Below are 21150 nucleotides of genomic sequence, written 5' to 3'. Positions count from 1 at the left end.
TGGACTGTGTGGCCGCCTGACCCCCGGCCGGTACATTTGCACCTACGGCGCTGGGGGGGGTGCGACGACCGTCGCACCCACCCCTTCCGTATAGCCGTCTAGCCGGGTATTCGGGTATCCGCCGCCGGAAAGCGCCGCTACGTCGCGGCCAGCGCCTCCGTGGGCGAGAGCCGGGCGGCCCGTACCGCCGGATACAGCCCGGCCAGCGCGCCGATGGCGAGCGTGGCACCGATCCCGCCGGTCACCGCCCACAGCGGTACGACCGACGGCCATCCCTGGTAGACCGCGTATCCGGCGGTCACCCCTGAGCCCAGGACCGCCCCGCCGAGCCCGCCGAGGGCCGACAGCAGCAGCGACTCCGCCAGGAACTGGGTACGGACCTGGCCCCGGGTCGCCCCGAGGGACCGGCGCAGCCCGATCTCGGACCGCCGCTCCAGGACCGAGATCACCATGGTGTTGGCCACCCCGACCCCGCCGACCAGCAGGGCGACGGCCCCCAGGCCCAGCAGCAGCGCCGTGAACGCCTGATCCGCCGCCTGCTGTGCCGCCAGCGCGTCCGAGGGGCGCGATACCTCCACCTCGTTGGGCGCCTCCGGGTTGGCCGTCGACCCGAGGACGTCCCGTACGCTCTCCACCTGCGACTCCGGCGACCGCGTGTACACGGTCGTCGGATGCCCGTCGAAGCCCAGCGCCGATTCCGCCACCGGCCAGCCGACCAGGGCCGCGTCGTCCAGCTCCGGTGCCAGCGCGGCGGGCTCAAGGATCCCGACGACGGTGAACAGCCGGTCGCCGACGAGGACCCGGACATCGGGTCCCGGGCGCCCGATACCGAGCAGCTCGGCCGCCTCCGACCCGAGGACGACCGCCGGATAGCGGCCCGTCGCCCCGTTCAGCCAGGTGCCCGTCCGCAGCTCGGCCGCGACGGCCGTCAGCACATTCGTCCGGACGGCGTAGGCGGCGAGCCCGTTGGTCTCCGCCTTCGGGATCTTCCCGGTCCGGAAGATCTTCGTCTCGGGGATCTCCCCGATGGCCGACACCTCCGTCACGGGCCCGATCCGGTCGACCATGGACTCGGCCTCCAGCGGAAGCCGGGCGGCACCACCGGTGAGGGTGGAGCCGGGCGAGACGGTGAGCAGATTGGTGCCCAGGGCGCTCAGCCGCCGGTCCAGCTCGGCCCGGGAGGACGAGGAGATCCCCACCACGGCCACCATCGCGGCGATACCGATCGCGATCCCCAGAGCCGACAGGAAGGCGCGCAGCGGCCGCGTCCGCAGCCCGACCGCCCCCACCCTGAGGACATCGCCGGGACCCATCCGCGCGGGCCGCAGCTCCCGGGCATCCGCCCGCCGCTCCCGCCGCTCCCGCCGCTCACGCCGTTCACGGCGGGTGCCGCCGTCCGCGGCCGTTTCGCCGGGCGGTACGTCCCCGGCCCGGTCGAGGGTCCGGGGGCTCACCGGTACGCCCCCGCCGCGTCGCCCGGACCGGTGGGAGCGCCCGGGGCCGCCGGGGCGCCCTGAGCACCCGGAGTGCCCTGACCGCCCTGAGCCGCCGGACCGGCCCGGTCGGCCCCGCCCGCCGGGCCGGAGCGGACGGCGGGCCCCGCGCCCCCCGTCGTCACCCCGTCCGCGGGTCCGCGCCCCGCGCCGCCGTCCGGCCGGGCCGGCTCGTCGCGGGTGTCCGCGACCATCAGCCCGTCCCGCAGCAGCACCTGCCGGGGCAGCGATGCCGCGATCTCCCGGTCGTGGGTGATCACCAGGACCGTGGTGCCCGCCCGGTTCAGCTCCCGCAGCAGCCGCATCACACCGTCGCCCGAGACCGAGTCCAGGGCGCCCGTCGGCTCGTCGGCGAGGAGCAGCGGGGGATCCCCCGCCACCGCGCGGGCGATGGCCACCCGCTGCTTCTCCCCGCCCGACAGCTCATGGGGCTCGTGGTCCGTCCGGTGCCCGAGGCCGACCCGCTCCAGCGCGGCCGCGGCCCGCCGCCGGCGCTCCGCCGGACGCAGCCCGCTGTACAGCAGCCCGTCCGCCACGTTGTCGAGCGCCGTGGTCCCGGCCGCCAGATGGAAGTGCTGGAAGACGAAGCCGATCCGGCTCGCCCGCAACGCGGAGAGCCGGTGGTCGGGCAGCGCCCCCACGTCGTATCCGTCGATCGTCACCCGCCCCGACGACGGCCGGTCCAGCGTGCCCAGGACATGCAGCATCGTCGACTTCCCCGAACCGGAAGGACCGACGATCCCCACCAGTTCACCGCGGTCGATCCGCAGCGACACCCCGGCGAGGGCGGTCACCCCGCCCGGGTACTCCTTGGTCACCTCCGTCAGCTCGATCACTTGGGCATCCCCACGATCGCCCCCGCGGTCACGCCCTGCCCGGAGATCTCCACCCGGCCCTCCGCGAACAGGCCCGTCGTCACCGGGAGATAGGTGGACGTCGTACCGGAGACCACCTCCACACCGAAGCCGCCGCCGGAGAACGCCAGCAGCGCCGCGACCGGGACGGTCAGGACGTCCTTGCGGGTGCCCGAGACGAACTCGACGTCGACCGAGGCCGATCCCAGCCGCCCGGCGGCCTGCTGTGCCTTCGCCCCGCTCAGCGCCACGACCACCACGACCTTCGTGCTCGCCTCCTCCTGGCCGCCGGCGGGCTGGATGACGGTGGAGACGCTCTCCACCCGGCCCGGTACCCGGGTGCCGTCGGGCAGCACGACGGTGACCGTCTCGCCCTTCTTCACCAGCCGCAGATCACTGGATTCCAGCTCGACCGTGACGGCCTTCGCGATACCGGTGTACGAGAGCACCTTGCCGCCCATCTGGACGGCGCCGCCCTTCGCCGCCTCCAGGCCGTCGACCCTGATCGCGGCAGGGGTGAAGACCACCCGCCCCAGGTCCACGACGCCGGTCTCCTCCAGCCCGAGGTCCTCCTGCCACGCCTTGACCGCCTCGGCGGTCGCGTCGGTGAACTCGTCGTCGACGGTGAACCCGGTATGGCCCAGGGCCCGCAGATTGCGCTCCAGCTGCCGGACGTCCGGGCCTTCGACACCCTCTTTGAGAGCGCGGTACGCGGGCAGGGACCCGTACAGGAGTGTCACGGGCTTGTCGTCCACCGCGTACAGCTCCTGCCCCCGGGTGATCCGCTGCCCGCTCTCCGGTACGGCGGTGAATGTGCCGGACACCCGGCTGGTGACCTCGGACGTGGTGCCGTGGCCCAGGGCGCCGTCCGCCGTCTGGATGTCGCGCAGCGTCTGCCGGGTCACCTTCGCCGTGTTCGGCGGCAGTCCGTCCGACTCCCCGCCGCCCGCGTCGGCGTCGCCGCCGAGACCGAGCCCGGCGACGGCCACCGCGCCGCCGGCGGCGAGGACCGTGAGGACGGCCGCGATCCGGCGGCCGCGCTTCCTGCGGCGCCGTGTGCCCCGGCCGGCCGGAGGGGAAGGGGTGTCCCGCACACCTTCCGGGCCGGGGGCCGGCTCCGGCTCCGCGCCCCCGGCGGACTTCCGGACCCCCGAAGGCAGCCGGAGCCGGGCCGTGGTGGACGCCGGATCCGCGTCGGCGGTGCCGGGCTCCGTCATATGCGGGCCGGTGGCGCCGGGCTGGGTACCGTGCGGGCCGGTGGTGCCGGGCTCCGTACGATACGAGTCCGGCCGGCCGGAACCGGTCCCGGCGCGTCCCGCCGGCGACTCAGCCATCGAGGTCCTTCTTCCCCGGCGCCTTGGGCATCTGGGCCCGGCACTTCTCCTCGGCGGGCTTGAAGTCGGCGTCCTCGGTGATGCTCCCGTCGATCTGGATCCCGCCACTGGAACCGGGGTCGGGGAACTTCTCCACGCCGTTCTTCCGCATGCACTCGGCGAACTTCCGCATGGACTCGACCATCTTGGCGTCGGGCTTCTTCCCGTCCGCCATGCCCTGCGGCTGGAACTCGCGGCACGCCTGCGCCGCCTTGTCGAGCTTCTCCTTGGGCAGCCCGTTCCCCTTCATGGTGAACTTGCCGTCATCCGGATCGGAGACGTCGAGACCCTGTTTCCGCAGGCACTCCGCGAACTTCCGCGCCTTCTCCTTGTTGTCCATCCCGGACGCGCCGTCCTTGCCGTCCCCGCCGGACGAGCCGCCGCCCTCCGACCCCCCGGCCGCGCCCTTCGCCGACGGGGCCGATGCCACCTTCTTCTCGCCGCCGTCCGATCCACAGCCGGTCAGCACCAGCGCCAGCGCCAGGGCGGCCAGCGCCCCGGCGGCCGGACCCCCGCGGGTGAGTGCTCGCATCGTCGCAACTCCTCGTACCGAGGGCCGGTCGGTACCGGCCCTTCGACGACCGATGGAACGCGGGGCGCCGTTTCCATCCGGTTTCCTGCCCGGCCCGAGTACGCCACGGGGGTACGGATCCGGCCACCGCCGGCCGCGGCCATCACGTATCACGCACACCGGCCGCCGGAAACTAACGCGCTGGAAACGCGAACGGGGTCACCATGGCGATGAGCCCGACGCCCACGGGGGTGCCGTCGGGACCCGTCGACCCGGGGGAGGGACGTGCGATGCGCGTACTGGTGGTGGAGGACGAGCCCAGGCTCGCCGACGCGATCGCCGAATGGCTGCGCGACGAGACCCATGCCGTGGACGTCGTCCACGACGGCGCGGCGGCGCTGGAGCGCGTCGGCGTCAACGACTACGACGTCGTCGTCCTCGACCGCGATCTGCCCGTCGTCCACGGCGACGAGGTCTGCCGGGCCGTCGTCGGCACCGGCACCACCGCCCGGGTCCTGATGCTCACCGCCGCCGCGGAGATCGCCGACCGGGTCGGCGGCCTCGGTATCGGCGCCGACGACTACCTCACCAAGCCTTTCGCCTTCCCCGAACTCGCCGCCCGGGTCCTGGCGCTCGGCCGCCGCTCCCGGCCCGCGGTGCCGCCCGTGCTGCGCCGGGCCGGGATCACGCTCGACCCGGCGCGCCGGGAGGTGTTCCGGGACGGCCGCTACGTCCCCCTGTCGCCCAAGGAGTTCGCGGTCCTCACCGAACTGCTGCGCGCCGAAGGGGCCGCGGTCTCCACCGAGCAGCTGCTGGAGAAGGCGTGGGACGAGAACGCCGACCCGTTCACCGGTGCCGTACGGCTCGCCGTGCTCAAGCTCCGGCGGAAGCTCGGGGGCCCGCCGGTGGTCGAGACGGTGACCGGAACGGGCTACCGCATCGCATGACCGGCCGGAACACCGCGAGGAACGCGGACACCCCCGCCGTTACGGCCCCCTCCGGGGAAACCGGCGTGCCGGTACGCGGCCGGAGGCGGCGCCCCCGGCCACGTGGCCCGGTGGCGCGCCCTCGGCGGCTTCGTCTCCCGCGCCCCGACAAGCTGCCCCTGAGGGCCCGGCTGACCCTGATCTACGGCGGCCTGTTCATGGCCGCCGGGGTGGTGCTGCTCGGGGTGACGTACGTCCTGTTCGAGCAGCAGGTCCCGAAGGGCGCCAAGTTCATCGACACCGTGGAGAAGGCGCCCACCGGCACCCCGTCGCCCGGTACGCCGCGGGCGCAACCCGAAGAACGGTTCATCACCGTCGACGGCGAACGGACCAGGCTCCCCGACACCGCCGTGGCCCTGAAGCGGCAGCAGGACGCCCTGAACGACGCGGCGGCCACCAGCCTCCTCAGCCAGGGCGGCATCGTCCTGGTGGTCGTCGGCGGGGTCGCGGCCGGATTCGGCTGGCTCGTCGCCGGGCGCGTCCTGGCCCCGCTGCGTCAGGTCACCGAGACCGCGCGACGGATCGCGGCGGCCCCGGCCGCCGGGCGCGGACTGCATGAACGCATCGCGCTCTCCGGACCGCAGGACGAGGTCAAAGACCTGGCCGACACCTTCGACACCATGGTCGAACGGCTGGACCGCTCCTTCGACGGGCAGCGCCGCTTCGTCGCCAACGCCTCCCACGAACTGCGCACCCCGCTCACCCTGGGCCGGGCCCTCGTCGAGGTGGCCATGCACCGCAGAACCGCCTCCGAGGACGTACAACGGCTGGGCGAGGACCTGCTGGAGATCAATCTGCGGCACGAACGGCTGATCGGCGGGCTGCTGCTGCTCGCCGACTCGGAGAACGAGGTCACCGAACGGCTGCCGGTCGACATGGCGGACATCGTCACGCATGTCGTCGGCCAGACCGCGGCCGAGGCCGGGGCGGCGGGGGTCACCGTCCACGAAGAGACCGCCGAGGCGCCCACCAGCGGCAACGCCCTGCTCCTCGAACGGCTGGTGCACAACCTGGTGGAGAACGGGATCCGGCACAACAGCGGGCCCGGCGGCACCTTACGGGTCGCCAGCCGCGCGGCACCGGACGGCGGGGCGGTGGTGGAGGTGGTGAACACCGGACCGCTGGTCGCCCCGTTCGACGTACCGACGCTCTTCGAACCGTTCCGGCGGCTCGGCCGGGACCGGGTGATCAGCGCCAAGGGCGCCGGGCTCGGCCTCTCCATCGTGCGCGCGGTGGCCCGCGCCCACGACGGCACGGTGACCGCCCGCCCCCGGGACGGCGGCGGTCTCGTGGTCACGGTCACGCTGCCCCCGTGGGCGCACACCGCCCCCGGATGACACCGGGCGGCACGGACCTGGTGGCCCCGCCGACCGGACCCCATCCCGGGCGGCGGGGTCACCAGCCCCGCGCGCGCCACTCCGCGAGGTGGGGGCGCTCGGCGCCCAAGGTGGTGTCCTTGCCGTGCCCCGGATAGACCCAGGTCTCGTCGGGGAGCGGGCCGAACAGCTTGGTCTCGACGTCCCCGATCAGCCGGTCGAACGCCGCCGGGTCCTGACGGGTGTTGCCGACCCCGCCGGGGAAGAGGCAGTCGCCGGTGAAGACATGGGGATGGCCGTGCGGGTCGTCGTAGACCAGGGAGATGGAGCCCGGGGTGTGGCCCACGAGGTGCCGGGCGGTCAGCCGGACCCGGCCGACCGTGATCTCGTCGCCGTCGTCGACGAGGACGTCGGTGGCCACGGGGATGCCCTCGGCGTCGTCACGGCCCGCGTACGTCCGCGCACCCGTCGCCGCCACCACCTCTGCCAGCGCCTGCCAGTGGTCGCCGTGCCGGTGGGTCGTGACGACGGACGCGATCGAGTCGTCCCCGATCAGGGAGAGCAGGGTGGGGGCGTCGTTCGCGGCGTCGACGAGCAGCTGCTCCCCGGTGGCCCGGCAGCGCAGCAGATAGCTGTTGTTGTCCATGGGGCCGACGGCGACCTTGGAGATCATCAGGCCCGTCAGCTCGTGCACATCCGCGGGTCCGCCGACCTTCACCACTCCGCTGTACGTCATGGGACTCAGCCTATCCGGCCCGCCCCGGGCGCCGGGGCGGGCCGGACGGCGGCGGAGGCGGCTACAGCGGCGGCACCGCGGGCGGGGCGGCCGGGGAGCCGTCCGCCGCCGTCGCGGTGAGCGCCGCGTCGGCGGTACGGCGTCCGGCGAGCCAGCCCACCAGGGACGCCGGGGGTCCCTCGACGGTCAGCTCCTTCTCCGGGGCCCCACCGGACGCCGCGCCCTCGGGGGCCCGTCCCGTGGTCCAGGTCCCGAGGCCGCCGGCGGCCGTGATCCGGGTCGGCGGTACGTCCGGGTGCCCGGTGAAGCGCTCGGCCAGGAACGCGGTCTCGCGGAGCAGGAACTCCTCCGGAAGGTCTTCGAGACCGACTCCCGCGCCGAGATCGACATGGTGGAGTTCGACCTCCACGAGCCGGCGGAAGGGGATCCGGGCGGCCCGGTCGGTGACCCCGTTGCGCAGGGCGACCGTACGGTCCCAGTCGGCGGGGAGCGACGCCACGGCGTGCAGCCGGGCGGCGCTGTCGCGGATGTCGGCGAGCTGGACGTCCAGCGGCCGGTGGGCGTCGCGCTCGATCTCGGCGTCGCGGGTCTCGGCGCTCGCGTACATCGGACGTCCTTCGAGGACGTTGACGAGCGCGTCGGCGTTCCGGGCGACATGGGCCAGGACATGGCCCCTGGTCCAGCCGGGGAGGAGTGACGGTCCGGCGAGCGCAGCGTTGTCTCCGGTGACGGCTGCGCCGCCGAGGGCCTGGGCGGTGACGAGCAGGCGCTCGGTGGCCGCCCGCAGCAGGGCGAGGTCGCGCATGGGATCGATCATGCGGCCGACGATAGTCCCGGGGAGGCCCTCGCCACACGATCGGGTGAAGACGGTTGCGGGCCGAGATAAATCGAATGCACGTGCTATAGCCTGGGTCGAGGCATCCTGGTTGTCGGGCATCGGTACGGAGCCCGCCCGGACGGCCCCCGCAGTGCCGGGGGAGTCCGCCGCTCCGCCCCGTTCCCCCGGCGACCCCCGTAGGCTGGAACGGTCTGGTCCGTGGCCGGTGCCTCCGTTCAGGGGCCGGTGCCCTCGTTCAGGACCTGATCACTCAAGAAAGGTGCGGACCCGGCGTGGCCGACCGTCTCATCGTCCGTGGCGCTCGCGAGCACAATCTCAAGAACGTCTCGCTCGACCTCCCCCGTGACTCCCTCATCGTGTTCACGGGGCTCTCGGGGTCGGGCAAGTCATCGCTCGCCTTCGACACGATCTTCGCCGAGGGCCAGCGCCGTTACGTGGAGTCCCTGTCGTCCTACGCCCGCCAGTTCCTGGGGCAGATGGACAAGCCGGACGTGGACTTCATCGAGGGGCTCTCGCCCGCGGTCTCGATCGACCAGAAGTCGACGTCGCGCAACCCCCGCTCCACCGTCGGCACGATCACCGAGGTCTACGACTACCTCCGGCTGCTCTTCGCCCGGATCGGCAAGCCGCACTGCCCCGAGTGCCGCCGCCCCATCTCGCGGCAGTCGCCGCAGGCCATCGTGGACCGGGTGCTGGAGCTGCCCGAGGGCAGCCGGTTCCAGGTGCTGTCGCCGCTGGTGCGCGAGCGCAAGGGCGAGTTCGTCGACCTCTTCGCCGACCTCCAGACCAAGGGGTACAGCCGGGCCCGGGTCGACGGGGCGACGATCCAGCTCTCCGACCCGCCGAAGCTGAAGAAGCAGGAGAAGCACACCGTCGAGGTGGTCGTCGACCGCCTCACGGTCAAGGGGAGCGCCAAGCGGCGGCTCACGGACTCCGTGGAGACCGCCCTCGGGCTCTCCGGCGGCATGGTCGTCCTCGACTTCGTCGACCTGGCCGAGGACGACCCCGAGCGCGAGCGGATGTTCTCGGAGCATCTGTACTGCCCCTACGACGACCTCTCCTTCGAGGAGCTGGAGCCGCGCTCCTTCTCCTTCAACTCGCCTTTCGGCGCCTGCCCGGACTGCACCGGTATCGGCACCCGGATGGAGGTCGACGCCGAGCTGATCGTCCCGGACCCGGACAAGTCCCTCGACGAGGGCGCCATCCACCCCTGGTCCCACGGCCACACCAAGGAGTACTTCGGCCGGCTGATCGGCGGTCTCGCCGACGCCCTCGGCTTCTCCACCGACATGCCGTGGGGCGGGCTCCCGCAGCGCGCCAAGAAGGCCCTGCTGTACGGCCACAAGACCCAGGTCGAGGTCCGTTACCGCAATCGGTACGGGCGCGAGCGCGCCTACACCACCCCGGCCTTCGAGGGCGCCGTGCAGTTCGTGCAGCGGCGGCACCAGGAGGCCGAGAGCGACTCCAGCCGGGAGCGCTTCGAGGGCTATATGCGCGAGGCGCCGTGCCCCACCTGCCGGGGCACCAGGCTCAAGCCCGTCGTCCTCGCGGTGACGGTGATGGACCGCTCCATCGCCGAGGTCTCCGGGATGTCGATCAGTGAATGCGCCGAGTTCCTCGGCAGGCTGAAGCTGTCCGCCCGCGACAAGAAGATCGCCGAGCGGGTCCTCAAAGAGGTCAACGAGCGGCTGAGGTTCCTGGTCGACGTGGGTCTCGACTACCTCTCCCTCAACCGCGCCGCGGGCACCCTCTCCGGCGGCGAGGCCCAGCGCATCCGGCTGGCCACCCAGATCGGCTCCGGCCTGGTGGGTGTGTTGTACGTGCTCGACGAGCCGTCGATCGGCCTCCACCAGCGGGACAACCACCGGCTGATCGAGACCCTGGTCCGGCTGCGGGACATGGGCAACACCCTGATCGTCGTGGAGCACGACGAGGACACCATCAAGGTGGCCGACTGGGTCGTCGACATCGGCCCCGGCGCCGGGGAGCACGGCGGCAAGGTCGTCCACTCGGGCCCGCTGGCCGAACTGCTGGCCAACAGCGCCTCGGCGACCGGACAGTATCTGTCCGGCAAGAAGGCGATCGCCACCCCCGACATCCGCAGGCCCACGGACCCGGAGCGGCGGATCACGGTCCGCGGCGCCCGGGAGAACAACCTCAAGGACCTCGACGTCTCGTTCCCGCTCGGTGTCTTCACCGCCGTCACCGGGGTCTCAGGATCGGGTAAGTCCACCCTGGTCAACGACATCCTCTACACCCATCTGGCGCGCGAGCTGAACGGCGCCAAGTCGGTGCCCGGGCGGCACACCCGGGTCGACGGCGACGACCTCGTGGACAAGGTCGTCCATGTCGACCAGTCGCCCATCGGCCGCACCCCGCGGTCCAACCCGGCGACCTATACAGGTGTCTTCGACCATGTCCGCAGGCTCTTCGCCGAGACGATGGAGGCGAAGGTCCGGGGCTATCAGCCCGGCCGCTTCTCCTTCAACGTCAAGGGCGGACGCTGCGAGAACTGCTCCGGCGACGGCACCATCAAGATCGAGATGAACTTCCTGCCGGACGTCTACGTCCCGTGCGAGGTCTGCCACGGCGCGCGGTACAACCGGGAGACGCTGGAGGTCCATTACAAGGGGAAGTCGATCGCCGAGGTGCTCGACATGCCCATCGAGGAGGCCCTCGCCTTCTTCGAGGCGGTGCCGACGATCGCCCGCCACCTCAGGACGCTCAACGAGGTCGGCCTGGGCTACGTCCGGCTCGGCCAGCCCGCGACGACGCTCTCCGGCGGTGAGGCGCAGCGCGTCAAGCTCGCCTCCGAGCTGCAGAAGCGCTCCACCGGGCGGACGGTCTACGTGCTCGACGAGCCGACCACCGGTCTCCACTTCGAGGACATCAGCAAGCTGATCACGGTGCTCTCGGGGCTGGTCGACAAGGGCAACACGGTCATCGTCATCGAGCACAACCTCGATGTGATCAAGACCGCCGACTGGGTTGTCGACATGGGTCCCGAAGGCGGCAGCGGCGGCGGCCTGGTGGTCGCCGAGGGCACTCCCGAGGAGGTCGCGGGCGTCCCGGCCAGCCATACCGGCAAGTTCCTGCGGGACATCCTCGACCCCGAGCGGGTCAGCGACGCGGCGGTGCCCCGGGCCCGTACCGCGCCCAGGAAGCGCGCCGCCAAGAAGACGGCGGCCCGCGCCCGCAAGGCGTAGCCAGGTCCGGGCCTCGGGGGCGAGATCCGGGGCCCGGACCGCCTAAGGGCCCGTACGGACATCCGTACGGGCCCTTAGGCGTGAGGGGGAGGCGCCCGGTCCCGCGGCGACCCCGGGGTCAGGACAGCTCGGCGGCGTACGGGGGCTCCGCGCCCGGGCGGGAGCAGGTCACGGCGGCGGCCCGGGCCGCCAGGGCGAGGACCTCGCGCCAGCCGTCCGCGCCCAGGGCCTCAAGCCCCGCCGCCGAAAGCGCGTCCCGCGCGGCCAGCCCGTGGAGCAGGGCCGCGTTCACGGTGTCACCCGCGCCGATGGTGTCGGCGACCTCGACCGGGACGGCCGGGACCGATACCCGCGTCCCGCCCCGGGTACGGACCGTGAGCCCCCCGGCGCCCCGGGTCAGCACCACCGCGCCCGGTCCCTCGGGCACCCCGCCCAGCCACCGGGCGTCCTCCTCGGAGAGCTTCAGCAGGGAGACGTACGGCAGCCAGGAACGGAACCGCTTCCGATAGGCGTCGGCGTCCGGGATCAAAGCGGGCCGCACATTGGGGTCGAGCAGGACGCACCGCCCCAGCCGGGCCTCCCGCAGCAGCAGCGCCTCATAGGCGGAGGCACCCGGCTCCAGAACGAGGGAGCAGGTACCGAAGGCCACCGCCCGGGTCCGCTCCGGCAGCGGCGGCGGCAGCTCGAAGAGCCGGTCCGCCGTGCCCAGGGCGTAGAACGTGTAGCCCGCCGAGCCGTCGGGACCGACCGCCGCGACCGCCAGGGTCGTCGGCTCGGGGCCCCGGACGACGTACGAGGTGTCCACACCCGCCGCCGCGAGCCCGCCCAGCAGCGCGTCCCCGAAGCCGTCCGCCGAGATCCGGGAGCAGAAGGCGGCCGGGGCGCCGAGCCGTCCCAGGGCGATCGCCGTGTTGTAGGGGCCGCCACCGGGCCGGGGGGCCAGCGGGGGAAGCGGCGCGCCCGGTTCCGGCGGTGCCACGGGGACCAGGTCGATCAGAGCCTCTCCGGCGACGACGATCATGGCTCCGAACGTAGCCCATCGCCGGTCGGGGGTGCGGGGAGCCCGCGCGCGGGGTGCCGGGGACGCGCCGGTATCGTCGGATCCGTCACCGTCGGCCGGTCCGGCGGACCCGGTCCTTCCGGGTCCCCGTGTCCGGCCTTCGTCTGCCCGACCGCCGGTCCGGCCGCCCGTACGCCCGGCAGTCCCCGAACCGTGGAGCCGCTATGTCCGCCACCCCCTCCGCCCGCCGTACCGTGCTGAAAGGCGCCGCCCTCGCCGGCGCCGCCGGCCTGGGGGTCGCCGCCTGCTCCACCGAGTCCAAGCTGGGCCGCGCCCAGGTCCCCACTCCGACCGCGCCCGTCGACCTCGGCGCGGCCGACGCCGTGCCCGTCGGCGGCGCCCGGCTCTACCGGGAGCAGCGGCTCGTCGTCAGCTGCCCTGCCGAGGGGCAGTACAAGGCGTTCAGCGCCCAGTGCACCCACGCGGGCTGCGCCCTCGACAAGGTGGAGGGCGTGGAGGGCAACTGCCCCTGCCACGGCAGCCGCTTCGACGTCACCACCGGCCAGGCCCTGAACGGCCCGGCGACCGTACCGCTGCCCCAGGTCCCCGTCACCGTCCGCGAGGGCAAGCTGATCGCGGGCCCCGGCGCCTGAACCCAGGACTGACAGCCCCGGCCCCGGCCCCGGCGGCGGGCCCGCGGGCCCCGCCGGCGGTCACTCCCAGTCCCAGTCGATGCCCAGGATCCCCGGGCGCACCCCCTGCTCCGCGAGATGGACCGACCGGTGGCGACCGCTGAGCGTCAGATCGTTCCGGCCGCCGCGCGGCGCCCCCGTGGTGGCCTGGGCGAACCGCCGGCAGCGCACCGGCAGCGCGCCCTCGTCGAACCGCACCTGCAGGACGTACTGCCCGCCCGCGTAGGTGAAGCCCCGGACGTACTCGGCGCTCGGGCCGCCGGTGCCGTCCTCGAAGCCGTAGCCGAAGAAGTACGTCTCCCCGGCCCGCAGCCGCGCGTCGAACAGCAGCTCGGCGACGACGATGGCGCTCTCGCGGTGCCAGCGCACCCGTCCCGTACGACAGTTCTCCAGCGCGCCGACCCGGATCCGCGCCGGATCGCAGCCCGGGTCGCCGTGGTGGATCGCCAGACATCGGTCGACGCCGTCCCGGTGGGCCCGGACGACGAGCTGGGAGTCCCGGCCCAGCAGTTCGCGGGCGGCCCCGATCCTGACCCGCTCGTGGTGGCCCACCGTGTGCAGTCCGCCGTCCGCCGGGCACTCCAGATCCGCCAGCAGGGCCTCCACGGTGTCCGAGACGTCGAGCAGGGAGCGGTACGAACGGGACGGCGGTCGTTCGACCTCGGCCGATGCCTGGCCGCCGAGCAGCCGGGTCAGGGAGTCGCCCGGCAGGTCGAGCAGCTCCTCCAGGGCCCGTACGGCCCGCAGCGACTCGGGCCGCTGGGGCCGCCGGGCGCCCTGCTGCCAGTAGCTGAGGCTGGTGACGCCCACCTTGATGCCCCGGTGGGCGAGATGGTGCTGGACGCGCTGGAGCGGCAGCCCGCGCACCGAGAGCGCGGCCCGCAGCGCCAGATGGAACGGGCCGGTGTGCAGCACCTGCGCCAGATCGGCCTCGGTATGACCCATGGGGAACCTCCAGCGGTGTGGCGTCGGGCGGGCGCACCCGTACGCGGGCCCGTGGCCCCGTTCCGGTGAGGGTTCCGTACCGGGGTTCTGGTCCCGGGGGGCGTGGGCCCGCGCGGGGTCGCACGGCCGCCGGTGAACGTTCACGGTTCCCGCCGCCTCCGCCCGGGTCCGGGCACGGCGACGCAGGTCGGGCTGGGTGAGCCGTTCACATTCAGGCCGGGGCGTTCACAGCGCCGTGTCCCCCGCATTGAAGCGTGTTGACCTGCCCCCGACAAGGTTGGACGCTCGAAGGGCAGCGTCCGGACGCGCTCCTCCACCCCCACCCTTCCCTCGGGAGGAACGCGTATGAACAACACCAGGAGACGGCTCGCCTCGGCGGCGGCCGTGCTCGCCGCGGTCGTCACCCTTCCGCTGTCGACCGCGACCGCGGTCCCGGCGGGGCCCTCACCCGCCGCGCCCGCCGCGGCGACCTCCGCCGATCCGGGCGCACTCGCCTGGAAGCGGCTCGACATCACGATGCAGGCCCAGGAGAAGACCAACTGGTGCTGGGCCGCCGCGGGCAACAGCATCGCCTCCTTCTACGGCCGCAACTACTCCCAGAACCAGTTCTGCAACGCCGCCTTCAACCGGGCCCAGAACACCCAGTGCCCCAACAATCAGGCCACCCTGGGCACGGTGCAGACCGGGCTGCGGTGGGCGGGCATCAGCCCCGGCTCGTACATCGGCGACTGGCTGCGCTACACCGCCGTACAGACCGAGATCAACGCCAACCGGCCGGTCGAGACCCGGATCCAGTGGTCCAGCGGCGGCGGCCATATGCATGTGATCTACGGGTACGACACCGCCAACAGCTGGGTCTACTGGGCCGATCCATGGCCCTCCAGCTCCCGCTACAACTGGGCCTCCCACGCCTGGTACGTCAACAACAACTCCTTCTCCTGGACCCACTCGCTCTACCGGATCGGAGCGTGAGCGCGATGCCGCGGACCCCCCTCACCGGCCACGACTCCACCTCCGGCGGCCCGACCGGCACCGCGTCCGGCACCGAATCCGGCACCGTTTCCGAGACCGGGAACCGCCGGGCGGCCCTCGTCGTGGGCGCCGCCGTCTGCCTGGCTCTCGGAGCCCTGGGCACCTTCACCGGTACGGCCTCCGCCGCCGCGCCCGCCCCGGCACCCGTACCGGCCGCCGCGGGCGACCTGACGGCGGCGCGGGCCGCCGCCACCTCCCCGGCCACCCTCGACACGCTCTCCCGGTTCTTCGCCCGGGACGGGGCGGTGGCCCGTTCGGCCGCGGCCCCGCGTGCCGACGGCGCCACCGTGCCCGTCTACCTCCTGTCACCGGAGTTCGTGGCGGGCAAGGCGGGCGCCCCGGTGGCACGGGCCGAGTTCCTCGCCACCCCGGCCGTCGCGTCCGACGGGCAGAAGGCGTCGGTGTGGGCGGCCCGCGGCGGCTCCGGCTGGGAGGTGGTGAACATCGCCACCGGCGACGACGAGTTCCGGTACGCGCGGGCGGGCGCCGCGAAGCTGCCCGGCGGGACGGTGTTCCGCGAGCCGCAGACGGACGCCTGGTACGTCACCGGGGGCGGCCGGGTGCTGCCCCTCGACCAGGACGCGGTACGGGCCGTCGGGGCGCGGGGGACGACCCTGGCCGCCTACCGGGACCGGGTGTCGGCTGCGTACGGCGACAAACTGCCCGGGTCCGGGTACGCGAAGAAGGGCGCGGCCGGCGGCTACGGCCCCGCGGCGGCTCCCGGGCGGGCGGCCCCCGCCGACTCCGGCGGCCGGGACACCACCACCGCCGTGGCGGCCGGGACGGGCGGCCTGGTCGCCCTCGCCCTGGCCGGTATCGCGGCCCGGCGGCTGCGCCGCACCCGGGAGGCCTGACCCGGCCCCGGTCCGGGTGCTCCCGCTGCCGCGGCGGGGCGGCGGGCGCACCCGGACCCGGCACGTCCCCGGCCGGACGACGCGGGCGGGGCCCCTTCGCGCTCCCCCGCGGCGGGGCCCCGCCGCAGGCCCTCCGGCCCCCGCGGTGTCGGTGGCCGCAAGTAGGGTGGACGGTATGGCAGACCCCTCCAGCTACCGCCCCAGGCCGGGAGAGATCCCCGACTCCCCGGGGGTCTACCGGTTCCGCGACGAGCACCGCCGGGTGATCTACGTCGGGAAGGCCAAGAACCTCCGCGCCCGCCTCGCCAACTACTTCCAGGACGTGGCGAATCTGCACCCGCGCACCGCCACGATGGTGACGACGGCGGCGTCCGTGGAGTGGACGGTGGTCTCCACCGAGGTCGAGGCGCTCCAGCTGGAGTACACCTGGATCAAGGAGTACGACCCCCGGTTCAACGTCAAGTACCGGGACGACAAGAGCTACCCCTATCTCGCCGTCACGCTGAACGAGGAGTTCCCCCGGGTCCAGGTCATGCGCGGCGCCAAGCGCAAGGGCGTGCGCTACTTCGGTCCGTACGGCCACGCCTGGGCCATCCGCGAGACCGTCGACCTGATGCTCCGGGTCTTCCCCGTCCGCACCTGCTCCGCCGGGGTCCTCCGCAACCATCAGCAGAAGGGCCGCCCCTGTCTGCTGGGGTACATCGGCAAGTGCTCGGCGCCCTGCGTCGGCCGGGTCACCCCCGAGGAGCACCGCGAACTGGCCGAGGAGTTCTGCGACTTCATGGCCGGGCGCACCGGAACGTATCTGCGCCGGCTCGAAACGCAGATGGCCGACGCCGCCGAGGAGATGGAGTACGAGCGCGCGGCCCGGCTGCGCGACGACATCACGGCCCTGCGGCGCGCCCTGGAGAAGAACGCCGTGGTGCTCGCCGACGCCACCGACGCCGATCTGATGGCGGTCGCCGAGGACGAGCTGGAGGCGGCCGTCCAGATCTTCCACGTCCGCGGCGGCCGGGTCCGCGGACAGCGCGGCTGGATCACCGACAAGGTCGAGGCCGTCGACACGGCCGGGCTGGTCGAGCACGCCCTCCAGCAGCTGTACGGGGAGGAGCGCGGCGACGCCGTGCCCAAGGAGGTCCTGGTGCCCGCCCTGCCCGCCGGTCCCGAGGCCGTCGGCGCGTGGCTGGCGGAGCGGCGGGGCTCCCAGGTGTCCCTGCGGGTGCCCCGGCGCGGGGACAAGAAGGCCCTGATGGAGACCGTGGAGCGGAACGCGCAGCAGGCGCTGGCGCTGCACAAGACGAAGCGGGCCGGCGATCTGACCACCCGCTCCCGGGCGCTGGAGGAGATCGCCGAGGCCCTCGGGCTCGACTCGGCGCCGCTGCGGATCGAGTGCTTCGACATCTCCCACCTCCAGGGCCAGGACGTGGTGGCGTCGATGGTGGTCTTCGAGGACGGGCTGCCGCGCAAGAGCGAGTACCGCCGCTTCCAGATCAAGAGCTTCGAGGGCCAAGACGACGTCCGGGCCATGCACGAGGTGATCGGCCGCCGCTTCCGCCGCTATCTGGCGGAGAAGGACCGGACGGGGGAGTGGATCGGCGCCGACGACGCCCCCGTGACCGGGCCGGGCGCCCCGGGCCCCGGGACCGCCCCGGCCGTGGCCGGGAGCGACGGCGGGGCCACCGGAGGTGACAGCGGCGGTACGGGGAGCGGTGACCGCGACGACGACGGCAGGCCCCGGCGGTTCGCGTATCCGCCGCAGCTCGTCGTGGTGGACGGCGGGGCGCCCCAGGTGGCCGCGGCCCGCCGGGCCCTCGACGAACTGGGGATCGACGACGTCGCGGTGTGCGGGCTCGCCAAGCGTCTGGAGGAGGTCTGGCTGCCCGGCGACGACGACCCGGTGGTGCTGCCGCGCTCCAGTGAAGGGCTGTATCTGCTCCAGCGCGTCCGTGACACGGCACACGATTTCGCCATCCGCTATCAGCGCTCCAAACGGACCAAACGCATCCGTACCAGCCCTCTCGACGCGATTCCCGGCCTCGGCGAGACCCGGAAACAGGCGTTGATCAAGCATTTCGGCTCGGTGAAGCGGCTCAAAGGGGCCACAATCGAGCAGATCTGCGAAGTTCCCGGCATGGGACGCAAGACCGCCGAATCGGTGGTCGTGGCCCTCGCCCGCGCGGCACCGGCCGCCCCTGCCGTGAACACCGCGACCGGAGAGATCATGGAAGAGGACGACGGGGGAGACACGGAATGAACAAGCACCACACAGACGGAGTGGCAGACGTGAGTACGGGCACGGTCAACGAACACGGAGGCGGCACGGAGGCGGCCATCCCGGAGCTGGTCATCATCTCCGGTATGTCGGGCGCGGGGCGCAGCACCGCCGCCAAATGCCTGGAGGACCTCGGCTGGTTCGTGGTGGACAACCTCCCGCCGGCCCTGATCCCCACCATGGTGGAGCTGGGCGCCCGCTCCCAGGGGAACGTGGCCAGGATCGCGGTCGTCGTCGACGTCCGCGGCCGCCGCTTCTTCGACAATCTGCGCGATTCCCTCGCCGATCTCGACGCCAAGCGGGTCACCCGGCGGATCGTCTTCCTGGAGTCCTCCGACGACGCCCTGGTCCGCCGCTTCGAGTCCGTCCGCAGGCCGCACCCACTCCAGGGCGACGGCCGGATCGTCGACGGCATCGCCGCCGAGCGGGACCTCCTGCGCGAGCTGCGCGGCGACGCCGACCTGGTGATCGACACCTCCAGCCTCAACGTCCACGAGCTGCGGGCCAAGATGGACGCCCAGTTCGCGGGCGACGAGGAGCCCGAGCTGCGGGCCACCGTGATGTCCTTCGGCTTCAAGTACGGCCTGCCGGTCGACGCCGACCTCGTGGTGGACATGCGCTTCCTGCCCAACCCCCACTGGGTCCCCGAGCTGCGGCCCTTCACCGGCCTCAACGAGGAGGTGTCGAACTATGTCTACAACCAGCCCGGCGCCAAGGAGTTCCTCGACCGCTACACCGAGCTGCTCCAGCTGATCGCCGGAGGCTACCGCCGTGAGGGCAAGCGCTATGTGACGGTCGCCGTGGGGTGTACCGGCGGCAAGCACCGCTCCGTCGCCACCGCCGAGAAGCTGGCCGCCCGGCTCTCCTCCGCGGGCGTCGAGACCGTCGTCGTCCACCGGGACATGGGGCGCGAGTGACCGGACACTCCCTGCGCCTGCGGCGGCTGCGCCGGTTCGGCGCCTCCGCCGGACCGCGCAAACGGGGCGCCCAGCCCAAGGTCGTCGCCCTCGGCGGCGGCCGGGGCCTGTCCGCGTCCCTCGCCGCCCTGCGCCGGATCACCGGCGATCTGACCGCCGTCGTCACGGTCGCCGACGACGGCGGGTCCAGCGGACGGCTGCGGGAGGAGCTGGGGGTCCTGCCGCCGGGAGATCTGCGCAAGGCGCTGGCGGCGCTCTGCGGCGACGACGACTGGGGCCAGACCTGGGCCCGGGTGATCCAGCACCGCTTCCACTCCCGGGGCGAGCTGCACGACCACGCCGTGGGCAATGTGCTGATCGTCGCCCTGTGGGAGCAGCTCGGCGACCATGTCCAGGCCCTGGACCTGGTCGGCAAGCTGCTCGGCGCGCACGGCCGGGTGCTGCCGATGTCCGCCGTACCGCTGGAGCTGCAGGCGCTGGTACGGGGGCACGACCCGGACCGCCCCGACGAGCTGGGGACCGTCCGGGGCCAGGCGACCGTCGCCCTCACCCCCGGGGAGGTCCAGTCCGTCCATCTCGTACCGTCCGATCCGCCCGCCGTACCGGAGGCCGTGGCCGCCGTCCTTGACGCCGACTGGGTGGTTCTCGGACCCGGTTCCTGGTTCTCCTCGGTCATTCCCCACCTACTTGTGCCGGAGTTGCTGGACGCGCTGGTGGAGACCAAGGCGCGCCGGGTTCTGTCGCTCAATCTGGCCCCGCAACCGGGCGAAACGGATGGCTTCTCCCCGCAGCGTCATTTGGAGGTTTTGGGACGACACGCGCCTAAACTCACCCTGGACGTGGTGCTGGCCGACGAGGCCGCCGTGCCCGACCGCGATTCCCTCGCCGACGCCGCGAAACGCCTCGGTGCCGCGGTCGAACTCGCGCCCGTGGCGGTCGCCGGTGGGGCCTTTGCCCAGGGCGAGGGCCCCGGGCCGGTTCCGAAGCACGACCCGGAGCTGCTGGCCGCCGCGTACGACCGTATTTTTCGGATGCATGGAAGGATCGGCCCATGGCGATGACGGCAGCGGTGAAGGACGAAATCTCCCGGCTTCCCGTCACCCGGACCTGCTGCAGAAAGGCGGAGGTCTCGGCGATCCTGCGGTTCGCGGGCGGGCTGCACCTGGTCAGCGGGCGGATCGTGATCGAGGCGGAGCTGGACACCGGGATCGCCGCGCGCCGGCTCAAGCGGGACATCCTGGAGATCTTCGGCCATGGCTCCGAGCTGATGGTGATGGCCCCCGGCGGGCTGCGCCGCGGCTCGCGCTATGTGGTCCGGGTGGTCGCGGGCGGTGACCAGCTGGCCCGCCAGACCGGCCTCGTGGACGGCCGGGGCCGCCCCATCCGGGGCCTGCCGCCCCAGGTGGTCTCCGGGGCGACCTGTGACGCCGAGGCGGCCTGGCGCGGCGCCTTCCTGGCCCACGGCTCGCTCACCGAGCCCGGCCGCTCCTCGTCGCTGGAGGTCACCTGCCCCGGCCCCGAGGCGGCGCTGGCCCTGGTCGGCGCGGCCCGGCGGCTCTCCATCGCGGCCAAGGCACGCGAGGTCCGGGGGGTGGACCGGGTCGTCGTCCGCGACGGGGACGCGATCGGGGCGCTGCTCACCCGGCTCGGTGCGCACGAGTCCGTGCTGGCCTGGGAGGAGCGCCGGATGCGGCGCGAGGTACGGGCCACGGCCAACCGGCTCGCCAACTTCGACGACGCCAATCTGCGCCGCTCGGCGCGGGCCGCGGTGGCGGCCGGCGCCCGGGTCCAGCGGGCCCTGGAGATCCTCGGCGAGGAGGTGCCCGAGCACCTCGCCGCCGCCGGACGGCTCCGGATGGAGCACAAGCAGGCGTCCCTGGAGGAGCTGGGAGCGCTCGCCGACCCGCCGCTGACGAAGGACGCGGTCGCCGGCCGGATCCGCCGCCTGCTGGCGATGGCGGACAAGCGGGCCCAGGACCTGGGCATCCCCGGTACGGAGTCCAGCCTGACCGAGGAGATGGCCGAGGGCCTCGTCGGCTGACCCCCGCTTCCGGCTCCGCCCCCGCCCCGCCCCTCGGGCCGGCCGGGGGCGGACCCGTGCGGAGCGGCGGTACGGCTCCGGAGC

Annotated in this window: 17 protein-coding genes and 1 pseudogene; 10 read left to right on the top strand and 8 right to left on the bottom strand. The window is 73.4% G+C overall.

All coding sequences use genetic code 11. The features are described 5' to 3' along the window. Positions 1–137 precede the first annotated feature (137 nt). From ACFXG1_RS30075 to ACFXG1_RS30060, 4 genes and pseudogenes are all read right to left on the bottom strand, one after another. The gene (locus tag ACFXG1_RS30075; RefSeq protein WP_384745386.1) at positions 138–1313 is read right to left on the bottom strand and encodes an ABC transporter permease; all 1176 of its coding nucleotides are present in this window, start codon (positions 1311–1313) and stop codon (positions 138–140) included. Between the two features lie 362 nt (positions 1314–1675). Beyond that, positions 1676–2329 (bottom strand): annotated as a pseudogene (locus tag ACFXG1_RS30070) (ABC transporter ATP-binding protein); the annotation flags it as partial. Further along, on the bottom strand, positions 2326–3681 hold the full coding sequence (locus ACFXG1_RS30065; RefSeq protein WP_384745384.1) for an efflux RND transporter periplasmic adaptor subunit: 1356 nt from the start codon (positions 3679–3681) through the stop codon (positions 2326–2328). The pseudogene ACFXG1_RS30070 and the gene ACFXG1_RS30065, both read right to left, overlap by 4 nt. Beyond that, positions 3674–4252 (bottom strand): hypothetical protein, encoded by a 579-nt coding sequence (locus tag ACFXG1_RS30060; RefSeq protein ID WP_384745382.1) that lies wholly within the window; start codon positions 4250–4252, stop codon positions 3674–3676. Before ACFXG1_RS30060 ends, ACFXG1_RS30065 begins: the two co-directional genes overlap by 8 nt. 269 nt (positions 4253–4521) lie before the next feature. Here ACFXG1_RS30060 and ACFXG1_RS30055 point away from each other — a divergent pair, with 269 nt between their 5' ends. Both ACFXG1_RS30055 and ACFXG1_RS30050 read left to right on the top strand, forming a co-directional pair. Continuing rightward, positions 4522–5178: a response regulator transcription factor gene (locus ACFXG1_RS30055; protein WP_384745380.1), complete on the top strand. Its 657-nt coding sequence runs from the start codon at positions 4522–4524 to the stop codon at positions 5176–5178. 110 nt (positions 5179–5288) lie between these two features. Next, on the top strand, positions 5289–6554 hold the full coding sequence (locus ACFXG1_RS30050) for a sensor histidine kinase (protein ID WP_384745378.1): 1266 nt from the start codon (positions 5289–5291) through the stop codon (positions 6552–6554). Between the two features lie 58 nt (positions 6555–6612). On the opposite strand, the gene ACFXG1_RS30045 is transcribed toward ACFXG1_RS30050, so the two are convergent. Together ACFXG1_RS30045 and ACFXG1_RS30040 are read right to left on the bottom strand one after the other, a co-directional pair. Next, positions 6613–7269: an MBL fold metallo-hydrolase gene (locus ACFXG1_RS30045; RefSeq protein ID WP_384721039.1), complete on the bottom strand. Its 657-nt coding sequence runs from the start codon at positions 7267–7269 to the stop codon at positions 6613–6615. Between the two features lie 61 nt (positions 7270–7330). Then, entirely contained in the window at positions 7331–8086 is a 756-nt protein-coding gene (locus tag ACFXG1_RS30040) for a maleylpyruvate isomerase family mycothiol-dependent enzyme (RefSeq protein ID WP_384745376.1), read from the bottom strand. A 293-nt stretch (positions 8087–8379) separates the two neighbouring features. Between ACFXG1_RS30040 and uvrA the strand changes: the two genes are divergently transcribed. Then, positions 8380–11313 carry an excinuclease ABC subunit UvrA gene (gene uvrA / locus ACFXG1_RS30035; protein ID WP_384745374.1) on the top strand — a complete coding sequence of 978 codons (2934 nt, stop codon included), beginning with the start codon at positions 8380–8382 and terminating at the stop codon, positions 11311–11313. 118 nt (positions 11314–11431) lie between these two features. Here uvrA and ACFXG1_RS30030 read toward each other — a convergent pair whose 3' ends face one another. Next, a complete protein-coding gene (locus tag ACFXG1_RS30030) occupies positions 11432–12334 on the bottom strand; it encodes a carbohydrate kinase (protein WP_384745372.1) in 903 nt (300 codons plus the stop codon). A gap of 203 nt (positions 12335–12537) precedes the next feature. Between ACFXG1_RS30030 and ACFXG1_RS30025 the strand changes: the two genes are divergently transcribed. Further along, a complete protein-coding gene (locus ACFXG1_RS30025; protein ID WP_384745370.1) occupies positions 12538–12966 on the top strand; it encodes a Rieske (2Fe-2S) protein in 429 nt (142 codons plus the stop codon). Between the two features lie 60 nt (positions 12967–13026). Here the strand turns inward: ACFXG1_RS30025 and ACFXG1_RS30020 are convergent, their stop codons facing one another. Then, complete coding sequence (locus ACFXG1_RS30020; protein WP_384721407.1) at positions 13027–13950, bottom strand: hypothetical protein; 924 nt, start codon at positions 13948–13950, stop codon at positions 13027–13029. A gap of 345 nt (positions 13951–14295) precedes the next feature. On the opposite strand from ACFXG1_RS30020, the gene ACFXG1_RS30015 reads away from it, so the two are divergent. The 6 genes from ACFXG1_RS30015 to whiA all read left to right on the top strand — a co-directional run bounded on the left by ACFXG1_RS30015 (position 14296) and on the right by whiA (position 21066). Then, positions 14296–14922, top strand: coding sequence for a papain-like cysteine protease family protein (locus ACFXG1_RS30015; protein ID WP_384745368.1), 627 nt, complete (start codon positions 14296–14298; stop codon positions 14920–14922). A 5-nt stretch (positions 14923–14927) separates the two neighbouring features. Next, the gene (locus ACFXG1_RS30010) at positions 14928–15836 is read left to right on the top strand and encodes a hypothetical protein (RefSeq protein ID WP_384721413.1); all 909 of its coding nucleotides are present in this window, start codon (positions 14928–14930) and stop codon (positions 15834–15836) included. A 175-nt stretch (positions 15837–16011) separates the two neighbouring features. After that, a complete protein-coding gene (uvrC, locus tag ACFXG1_RS30005; RefSeq protein WP_384745366.1) occupies positions 16012–18090 on the top strand; it encodes an excinuclease ABC subunit UvrC in 2079 nt (692 codons plus the stop codon). After that, on the top strand, positions 18087–19025 hold the full coding sequence (gene rapZ, locus ACFXG1_RS30000) for an RNase adapter RapZ (protein WP_384720714.1): 939 nt from the start codon (positions 18087–18089) through the stop codon (positions 19023–19025). Before uvrC ends, rapZ begins: the two co-directional genes overlap by 4 nt. After that, positions 19022–20086 carry a uridine diphosphate-N-acetylglucosamine-binding protein YvcK gene (gene yvcK, locus ACFXG1_RS29995; RefSeq protein ID WP_384745364.1) on the top strand — a complete coding sequence of 355 codons (1065 nt, stop codon included), beginning with the start codon at positions 19022–19024 and terminating at the stop codon, positions 20084–20086. The genes rapZ and yvcK overlap by 4 nt, the downstream gene beginning before the upstream one ends. After that, positions 20077–21066, top strand: coding sequence for a DNA-binding protein WhiA (gene whiA / locus ACFXG1_RS29990; protein WP_358823662.1), 990 nt, complete (start codon positions 20077–20079; stop codon positions 21064–21066). Before yvcK ends, whiA begins: the two co-directional genes overlap by 10 nt. The last annotated feature ends 84 nt before the right edge of the window (positions 21067–21150 follow it).

Origin of the sequence: Streptomyces sp. NPDC059248 (genome assembly GCF_042753905.1) — a bacterium.
Classification (GTDB): Bacteria; Actinomycetota; Actinomycetes; order Streptomycetales; family Streptomycetaceae; genus Streptomyces.
Note: the sequence above shows the minus strand (reverse complement) of the source record. Positions and strands in the feature narration are given on the sequence as shown.

Coding starts and splice junctions, on each gene's coding strand:
- ACFXG1_RS30075 (WP_384745386.1), bottom strand. CDS start 1,313: ATGGGTCCCGGCGATGTCCTCAGGGTGGGGGCGGTCGGGCTGCGGACG.
- ACFXG1_RS30065 (WP_384745384.1), bottom strand. CDS start 3,681: ATGGCTGAGTCGCCGGCGGGACGCGCCGGGACCGGTTCCGGCCGGCCG.
- ACFXG1_RS30060 (WP_384745382.1), bottom strand. CDS start 4,252: ATGCGAGCACTCACCCGCGGGGGTCCGGCCGCCGGGGCGCTGGCCGCC.
- ACFXG1_RS30055 (WP_384745380.1), top strand. CDS start 4,522: ATGCGCGTACTGGTGGTGGAGGACGAGCCCAGGCTCGCCGACGCGATC.
- ACFXG1_RS30045 (WP_384721039.1), bottom strand. CDS start 7,269: ATGACGTACAGCGGAGTGGTGAAGGTCGGCGGACCCGCGGATGTGCAC.
- ACFXG1_RS30040 (WP_384745376.1), bottom strand. CDS start 8,086: ATGATCGATCCCATGCGCGACCTCGCCCTGCTGCGGGCGGCCACCGAG.
- ACFXG1_RS30030 (WP_384745372.1), bottom strand. CDS start 12,334: ATGATCGTCGTCGCCGGAGAGGCTCTGATCGACCTGGTCCCCGTGGCA.
- ACFXG1_RS30025 (WP_384745370.1), top strand. CDS start 12,538: ATGTCCGCCACCCCCTCCGCCCGCCGTACCGTGCTGAAAGGCGCCGCC.
- ACFXG1_RS30020 (WP_384721407.1), bottom strand. CDS start 13,950: ATGGGTCATACCGAGGCCGATCTGGCGCAGGTGCTGCACACCGGCCCG.
- ACFXG1_RS30015 (WP_384745368.1), top strand. CDS start 14,296: ATGAACAACACCAGGAGACGGCTCGCCTCGGCGGCGGCCGTGCTCGCC.
- ACFXG1_RS30010 (WP_384721413.1), top strand. CDS start 14,928: ATGCCGCGGACCCCCCTCACCGGCCACGACTCCACCTCCGGCGGCCCG.
- uvrC (WP_384745366.1), top strand. CDS start 16,012: ATGGCAGACCCCTCCAGCTACCGCCCCAGGCCGGGAGAGATCCCCGAC.
- rapZ (WP_384720714.1), top strand. CDS start 18,087: ATGAACAAGCACCACACAGACGGAGTGGCAGACGTGAGTACGGGCACG.
- whiA (WP_358823662.1), top strand. CDS start 20,077: ATGGCGATGACGGCAGCGGTGAAGGACGAAATCTCCCGGCTTCCCGTC.